This is a genomic window from Stenotrophomonas sp. YJH_SMC_138 (genome assembly GCF_059369855.1).
Map to the genome: position 1 here is coordinate 24,682 of NZ_JCAFTB010000001.1, position 13,474 is coordinate 38,155.

Sequence of the window (13,474 nt, forward strand, 5' to 3'; positions counted from 1 at the left end):
CAGTTAAAGCAGATCGAGCGCAACTGCAGCAACGAAGCAACAAGTCTTGCAGCATAAGGATTTCTGGCCGCCTGGCGCAGCAGCAAGGGAGTGCAACAGACATCGAAAAGGCGAGTACCTGGTCGAATGTGGTGGGCGTGGCACCAATGCGGGGAATGCGTCGGATCTTCGTCCAACTGCGCGCCAGACCTCTCCCTCGCGCGCGTGGACTCAGGACATCTAATCGGGGTTCGGGTGACCCATGCATCCCAAGCGATTGATCGGCATGCATAAGTGCTGGCGTGCCTCGCGCGCATGACACGGCACGATCAAGTTCAACACCACCTTTTGGGAACTGGCCATGGCCACGAAGAAGTTCACACCAGAGGTGCAGGAGGTCTTTCTCCAGGTTCTGGAGGACACAGCTTCGCCGAAACAGGCGGCTCAGGTGTGCGGCATCTCCAGGCGCCTTGCGTTCGAGTACAAGCAGAACGACCTAGATTTCAAGCGTCGCTGGGAGAAGTCCATCCAGATCGCGATGGATGCCCTTCTCGAAGAAGCATATCGGCGCGCTGTTGTCGGCGTGGATGAGCCAGTCATCTACCAAGGCCAAGTCTCAACAGAACGCGACCCACACACAGGCGAACAGCGCGCGCTCACAGTGAAGAAGCACAGCGATCGCCTGCTGGAAGTGATGCTTAAGTTCCACTACGGCGACGAGATGGCTGAACGCCTGCGCGTCAAAGTCGAAGACACAGGCCTGTCAGCAGATGGGCTGCTGCGGATGCCTGCCACTGAGCGTGCGCAACTTGTCGCCCTACTGGGCAAATACAACGCGAACAAGGAGCAAGACGATGAGTGAGAACCTGAGCGTGGCCGAGGTGGTGCAGCGCGCCGCCCAGATCGACGCAATGCTGGACGCGATCCACGACACCTCGCCAGATGCAGTCCAGGCGATGGGTGGGCGCGATGCCCTGGCTCGTCGCAGCGAGATGACCTGCATCGGCCCAGTGCCGCGCCTGGACGCCGATACCTGGGAGCGCATGTCACAGGAGTACGAGGGGCGACGCGAGCATGGCAGCATCAATCGCGAGAGCCAGTCACAGCCACCCAGCCAACGCCCTGCTATTTGAACCACTGATCCTTGATGTGGTTCGAGACCTCGTCACTCAGGTTCTGCCAAGCTGCATTGTTGTTGGTGGCATCTGCCACGAACAGGGAATCGTTGCGGTCCATCGTCGCCCAGACTTTATCAACAGCCTGGGCTGCCGTGTAGTTGGAATTGACGTACCAGACAGACTTATGGATCTTCGCCCACGAGCCCAGGGCTTTGATCGCATCAATAACCTTCGAGTAATCCTGCCCTGGGCTGTACAGGTCGTACGACACAATCAGATTGTTCGCCATTGGTTGGCTCCCCCGTGCGCATCGGTTTGATGCCAGTAAATGGAACCACGAACGCGTCGCAAATCCTGCGACGACTTCAACCCTCTAACATTCCATCGGTGGGTCGCGCGATGCCAAGCCCATGATTGGTAAGCCGCAGTGACGGCGGCAGCTTCGAGGGAAACACGTCAGGAGAACGATGGCGTTCGCGCCCAACGCTCCGCGACACATTGCAGGCATCCGGTCAGCGCATTGGCGCGCAGACCACCCCAAGGCTGGGGATGCGCTCGTGACAGGCGACCGGAGGACCACAACCCTCGCAGGAGCCAACGACCCATGAAGATCAACCTCAGCGATACCCCCCTCCTCAGCACCCAGCAGATCGGCGAGCTTGCCTCGACCCTGGACCTGCTGCACAAGCGCACCCTCGCCGCGATCGAGCGCCTGAACAAGGATATCGCGACCCGCAAGCAGCAGATCGCCGCGCGCTGGAAGAGCGCCCCCGGCATCGGCGGGGCTGACGTCGCCCGCTTCGCCGAGCACGAGACCGTCGCCACCGTCCGCGAGATCAAGGACAACTCCAAGGCCGAGCTCGACAAGATCATCAAGGACGCGGGCGCCCCGCACGCCCAGCTGATCGGCCAGCGCCAGTTCTACGACTCCCCGGCGAAAGTCCTGGCCCGCGCGGCCCTGGGCGACCCCAAGCGCACCGAGTACCTCCAGCAGCTCCAGCACGCCGGCCCCGCCGAGCTCGGCCACATGGCCCAGGTCGCCGTCGGCACGCGCAACCTGGCCCTGGCCTCGGCGGTGCTGTCCCTGATCGACCGCATGCCGTCCAAGGACCGCCCGGTCGGCCCCGTCGAGCTGGCCACCGCCATGCGCATGGACGACTACCTCAAGGTCCAGGAGTACGTGAAGCTGGGCGACGCGCGCCTCCAGGGCATCCTGGTCACCATCCGCGCCTGGAACGCCGGCAAGGCCAACCCCATCAGCTCGATCCAGCTCGCGATGCGCGAGCGGGACATCGACCACGAACTGATCGGGGGCGGCGATGAATAAGCTGGCCCACTACTCGGCGGACCACCCGGTGGCGATCGCGCTCGCCGGGCTGGCCGTCGCCCTGCGCACCGGCCGCGACCTGCTCGAAGCCCTGGCCGAGCGGGCCGAGGCCGCGGGCGTCCGCCCGTACTCCGACTACTTCGACGACGCGGCGCGCCTGGCGGGGATGCCGTACTGCCGCGCGCTGGACCTGTACGTGGACCGCGCCACGAAGCGCCGGGCCGACCGACTTGGCTACCACCAGGCGCACCTCGCGCTCTGCTCAGCCTGACCGGGCAAACCCGGCCGGGTTGGTTAGGTGCGCAGAGGGCAACGGGTGGCCCGGCCGTGTTTCGGAGGGGATGCCCCAAGGGCATCCCCTTCTTTTTCAATCACTTAGGCAGCACGCCCCCGCCGACAGGCAATCAGAGCGCCTCACATGTCGGCGCTTCCGCGGCATGATGCGGCATGGACTTCTTGGATCCAGCGGCACGCAGCCACCGGATGTCCCTTATCCGGAGCCGCGACACCAAACCGGAGATGGTCGTGCGTTCGTATCTTCACAAGCGCGGCCTCCGCTACCGGCTGCACGACAGCCGGCTGCCGGGTAAGCCTGATTTGGTGTTCCCCAAGCGCGGGGCCGTAGTGTTTGTTCATGGGTGCTTCTGGCACGGGCACGAGAACTGTCGCCGCGCCCGCCTACCGGAGACAACTACCGCCTACTGGCTCTCCAAGATCAGGAAGAATAAGGAGCGCGATCAACTCGTAGCGGGGAGGCTGCGCCGGCTTGGCTGGCGCGTCCTTACGGTGTGGGAGTGTCAATTGAGCCCGACGAACTTGGACAGGCTCTACCGGCGGATCTCACCTCCCGAGAACCGACGTTGATCTAATCGAACCGAGCTGGGCCCCCTCGTTTTCAACTGCACCGTAGTGGTGTAACGTGGTGCATCCTTTCCGGATGCGCCAGATGGTCAGCAAACCGACAACAGAACGCGACGTGGAGCTGAGGAGCACGCGGCTCTCGGTCAGTTTTCCTGCTGATCTGTACGAAACCCTCGAAGGGCTCGCCAGAGAAAAGAAGGTGTCATTGGCCTGGGTGGTCCGCGATGCAGCAGAACAATACGTACGAGATCAGTGGCCGCTGCTTGAAGCTCCTTTGGCAGCGGGCAATCGGCGAAAAACCAAATAGGAAGATACAAGCCCGTGCACAAATTTTTTGAGTTTTTCGCTGGCGGTGGGATGGCGCGTGCAGGCTTGGGCGAGGGTTGGGACTGCGCGTTTGCCAATGACTTCGATCCTAAGAAGGCGGCGATTTACGCGGCTAACTGGGGTTCGGACGAATTGCATGTCGGCGATGTAGCGAAGATTAGAGCCGAGGATCTCCCAGGTCGGCCAGACCTGGTGTGGGCGTCATTTCCTTGTCAGGACCTTTCGCTTGCCGGGGCTGGAGCCGGCCTTGACGGTAACCGGTCGGGCACGTTTTGGCCATTCTGGGAACTTGTGCGGAAGCTCGCTAAGGAGAACCGTGCTCCAAAGCTCGTGGTCCTAGAGAACGTTTGCGGAGCACTCACTTCACACGGGGGGCGCGACTTCTCCGCGATCTCGTCCGCCCTAGCTGGAGCGGGTTATCGCTTCGGTGCTGTGGTCATAGATGCGGTGCGCTTCCTGCCGCAGTCCAGACCTCGCCTGTTCTTCATCGGCGTGGCCGGAGACATTGAAGTCCCAAGCTATCTTCGCGCGTCGCAACCGCAGTTGCCGTGGCAAAACGAGGCTTTGGTGAATGCTCACGAGGATTTGTCTGGACGTGCGAAATCCAAGTGGGTCTGGTGGAATCTGCCTTCTCCTGGGCCGCGTCTTACGACGTTTGCAGACCTCATAGAAGATGAGCCTCAAGGTGTTAAATGGCATACGCCTGAAGAGACGAAGAAACTGCTGGACATGATGACCCCCCTCAACCGTTCCAAAGTTGAGACTGCGAAGAAAAGCAAAAAGAAGATGGTGGGTGCGTTGTATCGCAGGACGCGAAATGGCACTCAACGCGCCGAGGTTCGTTTCGATGATGTCGCTGGATGTCTGCGTACGCCTAGTGGCGGCTCAAGTCGACAAACGATTCTCGTTGTTGACGGGAGACGAATTCGTTCTCGGCTTCTGTCACCCCGCGAGGCGGCAAGGCTGATGGGGTTGCCGGATTCTTACCGGTTGCCCGTAAATTACAACGAGGCCTACCACTTAGCGGGTGACGGCGTGGCTGTGCCAGTTGTCCGCTTTCTTGCATCCAATTTATTGGAGAAGATCTTGCCTCAACGGCAGATCGCGGTAGCAGCCTAGACTTCGTCGCAATTTGAATTGCAAATCGCTATCCTCGGTGGGGTGTACCACCGGGGAGCTCCGCCTTGAGCGCAGCAAAGATCACTGCCGATAACATCAACGTGCCGCCATTCGAGACGGAGGATCTCCGCAAGAATTTGGCAGCCTTCCTCGATGCTGCTTTCGAGGATCCCAATACGCAGGTGAAAAGTAAGGTCGGGAACTTCACTTGGGGCGTCTATGCATTCTTCGACTATGACGGCGAGCCGATTTACGTCGGTCAGACGAATGAGAAGTTGCGTACGCGCATTCGGCGGCATCTGACGAATCAGAGGACCGACGCCGTGGCCATGTCGGTGCTTGATCCATTCGAAGTCTATGAGATTGAAGTTTGGCCTCTGCCCGATTTTCAGAAGAGCATGTCAAAGGCAGAGAAAGAGGCAGCGAAGGCGCATTTGAATGCGCTTGAATCATTGGTCTATAAAGACGCGATTGAAAAGAGCGAGTTCAAGGCGGTTCTGAACGAAAAGGACCCGCCGCCTCCCACTGTTGAAGTGACGCTGCCGAAGTCCTTCAGGATGAAGATCGTGTCTGATGAGGTCTACAAGCTGCGATCTCACCCCGACTTCCGTATTGCACGACGTGCGCTAATTATCTCCAGATTGGCGCAGGTGATATCGGAGCGAAAAGTTCAAGGCGGTTTGCGTAGGGTCTTACTCACTCAAGCAAAACGATTGCAGTGGCTTGCTGATCGGCGGTATGCCGCACTAGGTGGGGCTGCGTCAGTGGAGCAAAAGAGTGGCGAAGAGGGCGATGGCGATGAGTGAGTCAGAGCCCGTTCCATAAAAGAGGGGGGGGCTCCCGGGTCGAGGGAACCGCGACCTAATGCCTGCGTGCCCACCAACACGTAGGAGAACGCCATGAAGCTGGAAGACATGCCCACCAAGGCACTGCTGGACCTGCACAACCGGATCGCCGACAAGCCGGCGGGTCCCAAGACGTTCGCGACCCGGAGCAAGCTCGTCGCCCGGATCGAGCAGGTCGCCGAGGCCAAGGACATAGACCTGGCCTCGTTCGGGCAGCCGAAGAAGCCCAAGGCGACCAAGGAGCGCGCAGAGCCGAAAGCCGAGGCCGCCGAGGCACCCGAAGCGACAGAGAAGAAGCTCCACGGCAAGGGCGTCGGCGCGCTCGCCCGCGCGATCCTGATGGACCCCGCTGGCTTCCCCCACGCGCTAGTGGCCGAGATGGTCAACGCGCAGATTGAGGGCGCGGCGGCGACGGCCAAGTCAGTTCGGTGGTATGCCAACGACATGCGCAAGAAAGGCGTCGAGGTGCCGCCTCGTCAGAAGCACCACCCAGCCGACATGGACGGGGAGCAGTCCGCCGAGGCGCTGTCCACCGTGCGCGTGGTCGAGCCCGCGCCGTCCGACGGCTGACGCCGTTCTCCCGCCGTGTACAAGAAAGGGCCGCCGCGAAGGTGGCCCTCCTTTCATTGCCTTGTGCGCCGTCGCGCGACTGTGGATTAGCCCTGATCCACTGAGGCCAGAAAGCGCTTGAGCGCGTGGTACGCCTTGCTATCGGTCTGCCCGTCGATGACCGCGTCCTCGACGTATCCCCCGGTGGTCTGAACCCTCAGCCACGTCCGCTGCGATGCGGTGATCTTGCGGATGAGGTCAAGTGGCACGAGGAACCCCTTGCGAGACTCCTGCGTCGCCGCGCCGAACTCATTGAAGTTGGTGAAGGGCTGCATGGTCGAGAGGTCGTAGGTCTGTCCGTCGATGTTGAGCGATGCGCCAGTGATGCCCTTGATGTCGTTAAAGAGATAGACGATCAGGACCGACTCCTTCGGGTTCTTGGAGGTCCACTGCGCGCCTAGGCCGGTGCAGCGCATCGACTTGCAGGCGTTGCCGTGACCGTTGATGGTCACGACCCGCGCGCCGTCGAATCCGCTGCGGGTGACGTTGGCGCCGCTGCCCGTAGTGGTCGAGCACCCGGTGAGCATGGCGAAGAACAGGAAGGCCAAAAGTCTCATGTTTATGTCCCCTTGATGTGGTGGCTTTGAATAGTCCATTTTGGACTAATCCAACACGGACTCTAGCGTGCGGTGAACTTCATGTCACCGCGCGATGGCCCAATCGACCCACAACCGCGATTACCAACTCCTGCTGGCCGTCCTGAAGGCGGTCCGTAAGCGGGTGGGCGTGACGCAGATCGAGCTGGCCGAGCGCCTGGGTAACACGCAGACCTTCGTGTCCAAGTGCGAGCGCGGGGAGCGGCGCATCGACGCCGTGGAGTTGGTGGAGTTCGCCGAGGCCATGGGCGTCGCCCCGCAGGAGCTGCTGGGCGAGTACCTGGCGCAGCGTGGGCGTGCGACGTCACCGAAGACGCGGAAGGGGTCTAAGCAGCGAGGGTGACGCTTCTGTGTTGCTTTCGTGTTTTCAGCAACCCACAAAAGACGAAGGCCGCGACGATGCGCGGCCTAAGTGCTTGAATCATATGGCGCCCGAAGTTGGACTCGAACCAACGACCCCCTGATTAACAGTCAAGTGCTCTAACCGGCTGAGCTATTCGGGCAGACGACTAGTATAACCACTCTTCACGCGCGATGGTAGGGGTGATTGGCAATCATTGCGGCGGCCCGATACAGCTGCTCGGCCACCACCAGGCGCACCAGCATGTGCGGCAGCGTCAGCGGTCCGATCGACCACTTCTCGTCGGCCAGCGCGGACACCTCCGGCGAATGCCCTTCCGGGCCACCAATCAGGAACGCCAGGTCGCGGCCCTGCCCGCGCCAATGCTCCAGGCGCTGTGCCAGCTGTTCGGAACTCAGCTGTCGTCCTGGCACATCCAGTGCCACCACATAGGCGTTCTTCGGCAGCGCGGCGATGACCCGCTTGCCTTCCTCTTCAGTGGCGCGGCGCGGATCACGTCCCTTGCCGCGCAAGCCGGGCTCGATTTCCACCAGCTCGAACGGCAGCCAGTGCGACAGCCGCTTCTGGTACTCGGCGAAGCCCTGCGCGACCCAGCTGGGCGCGCGTTCACCGGTGGCGATCAGGCGGGCTTTCATCTACACGGTCCTCCAAAACGTCGACGGCGCCATCGGCGCCGTCGAAGGGATGCATCAACGTGCGGCTCAGGCCACTTCGTCGTCGCTGGACGGCGGCTGGTCGCCAACGGTCCACAGGCGCTCGAGGGCGTAGAACTCACGCACGCGCGGCAGCATCACGTGGACGATCACGTCGCCCAGATCGACCAGCACCCACTCGGCTTCGCGCTCGCCTTCAACACCCAGCGGCATCACGTCGATGTTCTTGGCGAAGCGCACGACTTCATCGGCGATCGACTTGACGTGGCGGGTCGAGGTGCCCGAAACGACGATCATGTAGTCGGCAACGCTGGACCGGCCGCGCACGTCGATCTCGACCAGGTCCTTGGCCTTCAGGTCTTCGGTGGCTTGGCGGACGCTGGCCAGCAGTTCCGGCACGGACGGCGGCGGGCTGGGCAGATCGACCTTGATGGTCTGGGGCTGGGTCTGGTTGCTCAAAGTGGATCGACTCGATAAACGTGGGGGCGATTATACGGGGATGGCACGGCGGCGCCATTCACGCTGTGGCCGGGCGGTACAGCCCGTGTGCAGCGACGTAGTCCGCGACAGCCGGCGGCAGCAGGGCGCGCCAGGGGCCACCGGCGGCGATCTGCGAGCGCACGGCGCTGGCCGATTCCTCGCGCAGCGGGTGGTGCAGGCGCAGGATGCGCCCGGCCGGGCTGGCGAACAGGGCCTGTTCGTTGTCGGCCCAGCGCCCCTGCAGGGCACGCCCCAGTTCACCGTCGATCGACGCCTGCAGCGGGCTGCCCGGCCGCTCGGCCACCACGAAGTGGGCCAGCCCGAACAGGGCCTCCCATTCGTGCCAGCCGGACAGGCCCAGCAGGCTGTCGGCGCCCACCAGCCAGGCCAGTGGCCGGCTTGGGCCCAGCTCGCCACGCAGCTCGCGCAGGGTATCGACGGTGTAGGACGGACGACCGGGATAGCGCGTGGCACGGTCCAGTTCACGACGGTCCAGCAGCAGGCCCGGTTCGTCGCCGATGGCCAGCGACAACATGGTGCAGCGCTGCTCGGCGGTAGCGCCGGGCACCGCACGGTGCGGCGGATCGCCTGCCGGCAACATGCGCACGGCCACCTGCAGTTCGTCCCGGGCGGCTCGCGCGATTGCCAGATGCCCCAGGTGCACCGGATCGAAGGTGCCCCCGTAATAGATCCGCAGGCTCATCGCTCAGGCCCGCGCCAGCAGGCGCACGGCACGCGGTTCGGCCACGGCCACCAGCAGGCGCTCCAGCGCCAGCCAGGCATCGCCGTCGGCCCGCCCCTTGGCGATGCGGTCGACCAGCCCGGCTTCGGCCACGAAGCGTTCCCAGCGCTTGCCTTCCGGGTGCCGCTGCAGCGCGCGCTTGTAGGGCGCCTGCCGTGATTCCCAGATGCCACGCGATTTCATTTCGGCGGCCAGGTTGCCGCCACGGGCCTGCACACGGGCCAGGCCGGCACCGGCCAGCAGTTCACGGATCACGATCGGCATCAGTGCGGCCACCGCTTCGCCTTCGCCGCGCAGGCCAGCCAGCATGCGCAGCACGGCCGGCGGCTGGCCGGAGAACGTCGCCTCCACCAGCCGGAACACGTCGTAGCGGGCAGCGTCAGCCACCAGCGATTCCATCCGCTCCACATCCAGCGGCTGGCCATCGGCCAACAGCGCCAGCTTGTCGATTTCCTGGGCGGCGGCCAGCAGGTTGCCCTCCACCCGCTCGGCCAGGCGTTGCACGGCGGCCGGGTCGGCACGCAGGCCCTTGCCGCGCAGGCGGCGCTCGATCCAGTCCGGCAGTTCGTGCGGCTTGATCGCCCAGGCCACCGACAGCACGCCGATGCGGCTGACCGCCTCGGCCCACTTGCCCTGATGGGCCTTGCTCCATTCATTGGCGGTGATCATCAGCACCACGTCCGGCGCCGGATTGGCGCAGAACTGGCTGATCACTTCGGCGCCGTCCTTGCCGGGCTTGCCGCTGGGCAGGCGCACCTCGACCAGGCGGCGGGCGCTGAACAGGCTGGGCGCATTGAAGCTGGCGTCGAGCTGGTTCCAGTCGAAATCCCGCCCGTCGGCGTCGAACACTTCGCGTTCGCCGATGCCGGAGGCGCGCGCGCGCGCGCGGACGGCATCTGCCGCCTCCAGCACGCGCAGGGTTTCCGGGCCTGCGATCAGGTACACCGGCGCCAACGGGGTGTCAGCGCCCTGGCTGGCCAGCTGCTCCGGACGCAGTTCCATCGTCGCTTCCGCTCAGTGCTTGACGTCGGCGGCCGGCACCGCACCCTCGATCGGCTTGGCCTTCGGCGCGGACAGGCTGCCGCCCTTCTCGATCTCGGCGCGGACCACGCTGTCGATACGGCGGATGATCGAGGCGGACATTTCCCGGCGCAGCTCCGTGGCCAGGATTTCGCGTTCGGTGGTGGTACCGGTGGCGTCGGTCGGCGGCGACACATAGTCGCGCGACAGTTCGATCACCTGCTGCGGCACCAGTTCGCTGCCATCCTCGCGGCGGAAGATGAAGATCACCGCGTAGCGCAGGCTGTATTCCTGTGCGCGGCCCTGCGAGTCGATGGCGATCGGCAGGTCACCCCAGCGCTCGGACAGCACCTGCAGCTGGGCGTTGGGTCCCTTGCTGTCCTCATCGGCCAGCTTGGCACCGGAGGCCAGCAGGCTGCGGTTGAGCAGCTTGACCAGTTCACTGTACGGGGCGGTGGAGACCACCTTCACCGGGGCAGTGTCGGTCGGCAGCATCAGCTTGTTGCGCAGATGGAAACCGCAGCCGGCGAGGCCGAGGACAAGAACGAGGGCAAGCAGGATTCGGGTCATGGAGACAGTCTGGCGGAGCCGGGCGATCACGGCAACACACAGCGTGCCCGAAGCCGCGTGAATGCAGGGCCATCAGGCGCCCGGCCCTGCTCATGGAATGGCACCGGCCACCGCGCGGGTGACCGGTGCCGGGGACATCAGGCAGCGACGATGTTCACGATCTTGCCCGGGACGATGATGATCTTGCGCACCGTCAGGCCTTCCAAGAACCTGGCCGCGTTGGGCTCGGCCAGGGCCAGCGCCTCGACCTGCTCGCGCGCGGCATCGGCCGCCACCTCGATGGTGCCACGCAGCTTGCCGTTGACCTGCACCGCCAGGGTCAGCGCATCGCGCACCAGCGCGCTGCTGTCGGCCTGCGGGAACGGCTGGTCTTCCAGCAGCGTCTCGCCATGACCCAGCACCTGCCACAGGGCGTGGCTGGCATGCGGGGTGATCGGGTTGAGCAGCAGCACGATCGCCTGCAGCGCTTCCTGGCGCACCGCGCGGCCCTGCTCGCTGCCATCCTCGAACTTGGCCAGCGCGTTCATCAGCTCCATCACCGCAGCGATCGCGGTATTGAAGCTGTGGCGGCGGCCATAGTCGTCACCGACCTTGCCGATGGTTTCATGGGTCTTGCGGCGCAGCGCCTTCTGGTTGGCATCCAGCGCCGCGGTATCCAGTGCCGGGGCGGCACCGTCGGCAGCGTGCTTCTGCACCTGGGCCCAGAGGCGGCGCAGGAAGCGGGCCATGCCGTCCACGCCGGCTTCGTTCCACTCCAGCGACTGTTCCGGCGGTGCGGCGAACATCGAGAACAGGCGCACGGTATCGGCGCCGTACTTGCCGACCATCGCCTGCGGGTCCACGCCGTTGTTCTTCGACTTGGACATCTTCTCGGTACCACCGACCACCACCGGCTGGCCGTCGGCGATCAGGGTGGCGCCGGTGATGCGGCCGCGCTCGTCGCGCTGCACTTCCACGTCGGCCGGGTTGATCCAGTCCTTCGAGCCGTCCGGGTTCGGGCGGTAATAGGTTTCGGCGATCACCATGCCCTGGCACAGCAGGTTGCGCGCCGGTTCGTTGCTGTCCACCATCCGCGCGTCGCGCAGCAGCTTGTGGTAGAAGCGGAAATACATCAGGTGCAGGATCGCGTGCTCGATGCCACCGATGTACTGGTCCACCGGCAGCCAGTAGTTGCCGCGCTTGTCGACCGCATCACGGGCACCCGGCGAGGTGTAGCGGGCGTAGTACCAGCTCGACTCCATGAAGGTGTCGAAGGTGTCGGTCTCGCGCTCGGCCGCGCCGCCGCAATCCGGGCAGGTGGTCTTGCGCCATTCCGGGTCGGTCTTGATCGGCGAGCCGGTACCGGCGAAGGCCACGTCTTCCGGCAGCACCACCGGCAGCTGCTCTTCCGGCACCGGCACCGCGCCGCACTTGGCGCAGTAGATCACCGGAATCGGGCAGCCCCAGTAGCGCTGGCGGCTCACGCCCCAGTCGCGCAGGCGGTAGTTGACGCGGCGCTGGCCCTGGGCCTTGCGCTCGAAACGTTCGGCCAAGGCTTCAAAGGCGCCCTGGAAATCCAGGCCGTCGAACTCGGCCGAGTTCACCAGCTCGAAGGCACGGCTCTTGTCGCTGTACCAGTCCTGCCAGCGGCTACCGTCCCAGTTGCGCTCCTCTTCGGTGCGCGCATCCTTCAGCGCGATCACCTGCTTGATCGGCAGGCCGTACTTGTTGGCCACTTCGTTGTCGCGCTGGTCATGGCCCGGAACGGCCATCACCGCGCCGGTGCCGTAGCCCATCAGCACGAAGTTGGCGACCCACACCGGCACCGGCTCGCCGGTGACCGGATGCAGCGCGCGCAGGCCGGTGTCCATGCCGCGCTTTTCCTGGGTTTCCAGTTCAGCCTCGGACACGCCACCCTGCTTCAGGTCGGCCAGCATCGCCGCCAGCTCCGGGTTGTTCTTCGCCGCATGCAGCGCCAGCGGGTGCTCGGCGGCGATCGACACGAAGGTCACGCCCATCACCGTGTCCGGGCGGGTGGTGAACACGCGCAGCGGGTCCAGCGCGCTGCCATCGACATCGCGCACATCGAACTGGATCTCCAGGCCCTCGGAACGGCCGATCCAGTTGCGCTGCATGGTCTTGACCGATTCCGGCCAGCCGTCCAGCTCGTCCAGGCCGTCCAGCAGTTCCTGGGCGTAGTCGGTGATGCGCAGGAACCATTGCGGAATCTCGCGCTTCTCCACCAGCGCACCGGAGCGCCAGCCGCGGCCGTCGATGACCTGCTCGTTGGCCAGCACGGTCTGGTCGACCGGGTCCCAGTTCACCACCGCGTTGCGGCGGTAGGCCAGGCCCTTGCGCATCAGGCGGGTGAACATGCGCTGCTCGTGGACGTAATAGTCCGGACGGCAGGTGGCGAACTCGCGCGACCAGTCGATGGCATAGCCCAGCGACTTCAGCTGGCTGCGCATGTGATCGATGTTCTTGTAGGTCCACGCCGCCGGCGCGGTCTTGTTCTTGATCGCAGCGTTTTCCGCCGGCAGGCCGAACGCGTCCCAGCCCATCGGCTGCAGCACGTTGTGGCCGGTCATGCGCTTGTAGCGGCTGATCACGTCGCCGATCGTGTAATTGCGCACGTGGCCCATGTGCAGCGCACCGGACGGGTACGGAAGCATCGACAGGCAGTAGTACTTCGGCTTGTCCGAAGTCTCGTCGACCTCGAAGGCACGGGTGGCGTCCCAGTACTGCTGGGCGGCGGATTCAACCTGCTGCGGGTCGTAGGCGTTGGTTTCAGCGCTGGTCATGGAACACGCGGATGCGGCGGCAAAGCGGTACAGCGTACCGCAGTGCGGCAAATGGCTCCAATCCTGCCTGCCGGACGCCGGCGCCGC

At 64.3% G+C, this 13,474-nt stretch carries 18 protein-coding genes and 1 tRNA gene; 10 read left to right on the forward strand and 9 right to left on the reverse strand.

What is annotated here, in order from left to right:
- The first annotated feature begins 340 nt into the window (after positions 1 to 340).
- Together AC5P7I_RS00095 and AC5P7I_RS00100 are read left to right on the forward strand one after the other, a co-directional pair.
- The gene (locus AC5P7I_RS00095) at positions 341 to 841 is read left to right on the forward strand and encodes a hypothetical protein (RefSeq protein WP_164212638.1); all 501 of its coding nucleotides are present in this window, start codon (positions 341 to 343) and stop codon (positions 839 to 841) included.
- Entirely contained in the window at positions 834 to 1,112 is a 279-nt protein-coding gene (locus AC5P7I_RS00100; protein ID WP_180840049.1) for a hypothetical protein, read from the forward strand. The genes AC5P7I_RS00095 and AC5P7I_RS00100 overlap by 8 nt, the downstream gene beginning before the upstream one ends.
- Here AC5P7I_RS00100 and AC5P7I_RS00105 read toward each other — a convergent pair.
- On the reverse strand, positions 1,105 to 1,386 hold the full coding sequence (locus tag AC5P7I_RS00105) for a hypothetical protein (protein WP_180834315.1): 282 nt from the start codon (positions 1,384 to 1,386) through the stop codon (positions 1,105 to 1,107). The genes AC5P7I_RS00100 and AC5P7I_RS00105 overlap by 8 nt on opposite strands.
- Positions 1,387 to 1,701: 315 nt before the next feature.
- On the opposite strand from AC5P7I_RS00105, the gene AC5P7I_RS00110 reads away from it, so the two are divergent.
- The 7 genes from AC5P7I_RS00110 (at position 1,702) to AC5P7I_RS00140 (ending at position 6,146) form a co-directional block, all read left to right on the forward strand.
- Positions 1,702 to 2,424, forward strand: a complete 723-nt coding sequence (locus tag AC5P7I_RS00110) for a hypothetical protein (RefSeq protein ID WP_180840051.1) — start codon at positions 1,702 to 1,704, stop codon at positions 2,422 to 2,424.
- Positions 2,417 to 2,695: a hypothetical protein gene (locus AC5P7I_RS00115; protein ID WP_180840053.1), complete on the forward strand. Its 279-nt coding sequence runs from the start codon at positions 2,417 to 2,419 to the stop codon at positions 2,693 to 2,695. Before AC5P7I_RS00110 ends, AC5P7I_RS00115 begins: the two co-directional genes overlap by 8 nt.
- 176 nt (positions 2,696 to 2,871) lie before the next feature.
- Positions 2,872 to 3,288, forward strand: coding sequence for a DNA mismatch endonuclease Vsr (locus tag AC5P7I_RS00120; protein WP_180840055.1), 417 nt, complete (start codon positions 2,872 to 2,874; stop codon positions 3,286 to 3,288).
- A gap of 82 nt (positions 3,289 to 3,370) precedes the next feature.
- On the forward strand, positions 3,371 to 3,592 hold the full coding sequence (locus tag AC5P7I_RS00125; protein ID WP_180840057.1) for a ribbon-helix-helix domain-containing protein: 222 nt from the start codon (positions 3,371 to 3,373) through the stop codon (positions 3,590 to 3,592).
- A gap of 14 nt (positions 3,593 to 3,606) precedes the next feature.
- Positions 3,607 to 4,731 (forward strand): DNA cytosine methyltransferase, encoded by a 1,125-nt coding sequence (locus AC5P7I_RS00130; protein WP_180840060.1) that lies wholly within the window; start codon positions 3,607 to 3,609, stop codon positions 4,729 to 4,731.
- Positions 4,732 to 4,796: 65 nt separating this feature from the next.
- On the forward strand, positions 4,797 to 5,537 hold the full coding sequence (locus AC5P7I_RS00135; protein WP_180840062.1) for a GIY-YIG nuclease family protein: 741 nt from the start codon (positions 4,797 to 4,799) through the stop codon (positions 5,535 to 5,537).
- Positions 5,538 to 5,630: 93 nt separating this feature from the next.
- Positions 5,631 to 6,146, forward strand: coding sequence for a hypothetical protein (locus AC5P7I_RS00140; protein WP_180840064.1), 516 nt, complete (start codon positions 5,631 to 5,633; stop codon positions 6,144 to 6,146).
- An 86-nt stretch (positions 6,147 to 6,232) separates the two neighbouring features.
- On the opposite strand, the gene AC5P7I_RS00145 is transcribed toward AC5P7I_RS00140, so the two are convergent.
- Positions 6,233 to 6,781 carry a hypothetical protein gene (locus AC5P7I_RS00145; protein WP_180840066.1) on the reverse strand — a complete coding sequence of 183 codons (549 nt, stop codon included), beginning with the start codon at positions 6,779 to 6,781 and terminating at the stop codon, positions 6,233 to 6,235.
- Positions 6,782 to 6,836: 55 nt separating this feature from the next.
- Between AC5P7I_RS00145 and AC5P7I_RS00150 the strand changes: the two genes are divergently transcribed.
- Entirely contained in the window at positions 6,837 to 7,124 is a 288-nt protein-coding gene (locus AC5P7I_RS00150; RefSeq protein WP_180840068.1) for a helix-turn-helix domain-containing protein, read from the forward strand.
- Between the two features lie 83 nt (positions 7,125 to 7,207).
- On the opposite strand, the gene AC5P7I_RS00155 is transcribed toward AC5P7I_RS00150, so the two are convergent.
- The 7 genes from AC5P7I_RS00155 to leuS form a co-directional block, all read right to left on the reverse strand.
- Positions 7,208 to 7,284 (reverse strand) — tRNA-Asn (locus AC5P7I_RS00155).
- A 22-nt stretch (positions 7,285 to 7,306) separates the two neighbouring features.
- Complete coding sequence (gene rlmH / locus AC5P7I_RS00160) at positions 7,307 to 7,777, reverse strand: 23S rRNA (pseudouridine(1915)-N(3))-methyltransferase RlmH (protein WP_014647944.1); 471 nt, start codon at positions 7,775 to 7,777, stop codon at positions 7,307 to 7,309.
- A gap of 66 nt (positions 7,778 to 7,843) precedes the next feature.
- Positions 7,844 to 8,254: a ribosome silencing factor gene (gene rsfS / locus AC5P7I_RS00165; RefSeq protein ID WP_005418109.1), complete on the reverse strand. Its 411-nt coding sequence runs from the start codon at positions 8,252 to 8,254 to the stop codon at positions 7,844 to 7,846.
- Between the two features lie 58 nt (positions 8,255 to 8,312).
- Positions 8,313 to 8,978: a nicotinate-nucleotide adenylyltransferase gene (gene nadD, locus AC5P7I_RS00170; protein ID WP_014647945.1), complete on the reverse strand. Its 666-nt coding sequence runs from the start codon at positions 8,976 to 8,978 to the stop codon at positions 8,313 to 8,315.
- Positions 8,979 to 8,981: 3 nt separating this feature from the next.
- Entirely contained in the window at positions 8,982 to 10,019 is a 1,038-nt protein-coding gene (gene holA / locus AC5P7I_RS00175; protein WP_032961944.1) for a DNA polymerase III subunit delta, read from the reverse strand.
- A gap of 12 nt (positions 10,020 to 10,031) precedes the next feature.
- Complete coding sequence (locus AC5P7I_RS00180; RefSeq protein ID WP_032961942.1) at positions 10,032 to 10,607, reverse strand: LPS-assembly lipoprotein LptE; 576 nt, start codon at positions 10,605 to 10,607, stop codon at positions 10,032 to 10,034.
- Positions 10,608 to 10,744: 137 nt separating this feature from the next.
- A complete protein-coding gene (gene leuS / locus AC5P7I_RS00185) occupies positions 10,745 to 13,387 on the reverse strand; it encodes a leucine--tRNA ligase (protein ID WP_032961956.1) in 2,643 nt (880 codons plus the stop codon).
- Positions 13,388 to 13,474: the final 87 nt, after the last annotated feature.

Excerpts from the sequence above, each read along its gene's own strand:
- AC5P7I_RS00095 (WP_164212638.1), top strand. The coding sequence starts at position 341 with ATGGCCACGAAGAAGTTCACACCAGAGGTGCAGGAGGTCTTTCTCCAG.
- AC5P7I_RS00100 (WP_180840049.1), top strand. The coding sequence starts at position 834 with ATGAGTGAGAACCTGAGCGTGGCCGAGGTGGTGCAGCGCGCCGCCCAG.
- AC5P7I_RS00105 (WP_180834315.1), bottom strand. The coding sequence starts at position 1,386 with ATGGCGAACAATCTGATTGTGTCGTACGACCTGTACAGCCCAGGGCAG.
- AC5P7I_RS00110 (WP_180840051.1), top strand. The coding sequence starts at position 1,702 with ATGAAGATCAACCTCAGCGATACCCCCCTCCTCAGCACCCAGCAGATC.
- AC5P7I_RS00115 (WP_180840053.1), top strand. The coding sequence starts at position 2,417 with ATGAATAAGCTGGCCCACTACTCGGCGGACCACCCGGTGGCGATCGCG.
- AC5P7I_RS00120 (WP_180840055.1), top strand. The coding sequence starts at position 2,872 with ATGGACTTCTTGGATCCAGCGGCACGCAGCCACCGGATGTCCCTTATC.
- AC5P7I_RS00125 (WP_180840057.1), top strand. The coding sequence starts at position 3,371 with ATGGTCAGCAAACCGACAACAGAACGCGACGTGGAGCTGAGGAGCACG.
- AC5P7I_RS00140 (WP_180840064.1), top strand. The coding sequence starts at position 5,631 with ATGAAGCTGGAAGACATGCCCACCAAGGCACTGCTGGACCTGCACAAC.
- AC5P7I_RS00145 (WP_180840066.1), bottom strand. The coding sequence starts at position 6,781 with ATGGACTATTCAAAGCCACCACATCAAGGGGACATAAACATGAGACTT.
- AC5P7I_RS00150 (WP_180840068.1), top strand. The coding sequence starts at position 6,837 with ATGGCCCAATCGACCCACAACCGCGATTACCAACTCCTGCTGGCCGTC.
- rlmH (WP_014647944.1), bottom strand. The coding sequence starts at position 7,777 with ATGAAAGCCCGCCTGATCGCCACCGGTGAACGCGCGCCCAGCTGGGTC.
- nadD (WP_014647945.1), bottom strand. The coding sequence starts at position 8,978 with ATGAGCCTGCGGATCTATTACGGGGGCACCTTCGATCCGGTGCACCTG.
- holA (WP_032961944.1), bottom strand. The coding sequence starts at position 10,019 with ATGGAACTGCGTCCGGAGCAGCTGGCCAGCCAGGGCGCTGACACCCCG.
- AC5P7I_RS00180 (WP_032961942.1), bottom strand. The coding sequence starts at position 10,607 with ATGACCCGAATCCTGCTTGCCCTCGTTCTTGTCCTCGGCCTCGCCGGC.
- leuS (WP_032961956.1), bottom strand. The coding sequence starts at position 13,387 with ATGACCAGCGCTGAAACCAACGCCTACGACCCGCAGCAGGTTGAATCC.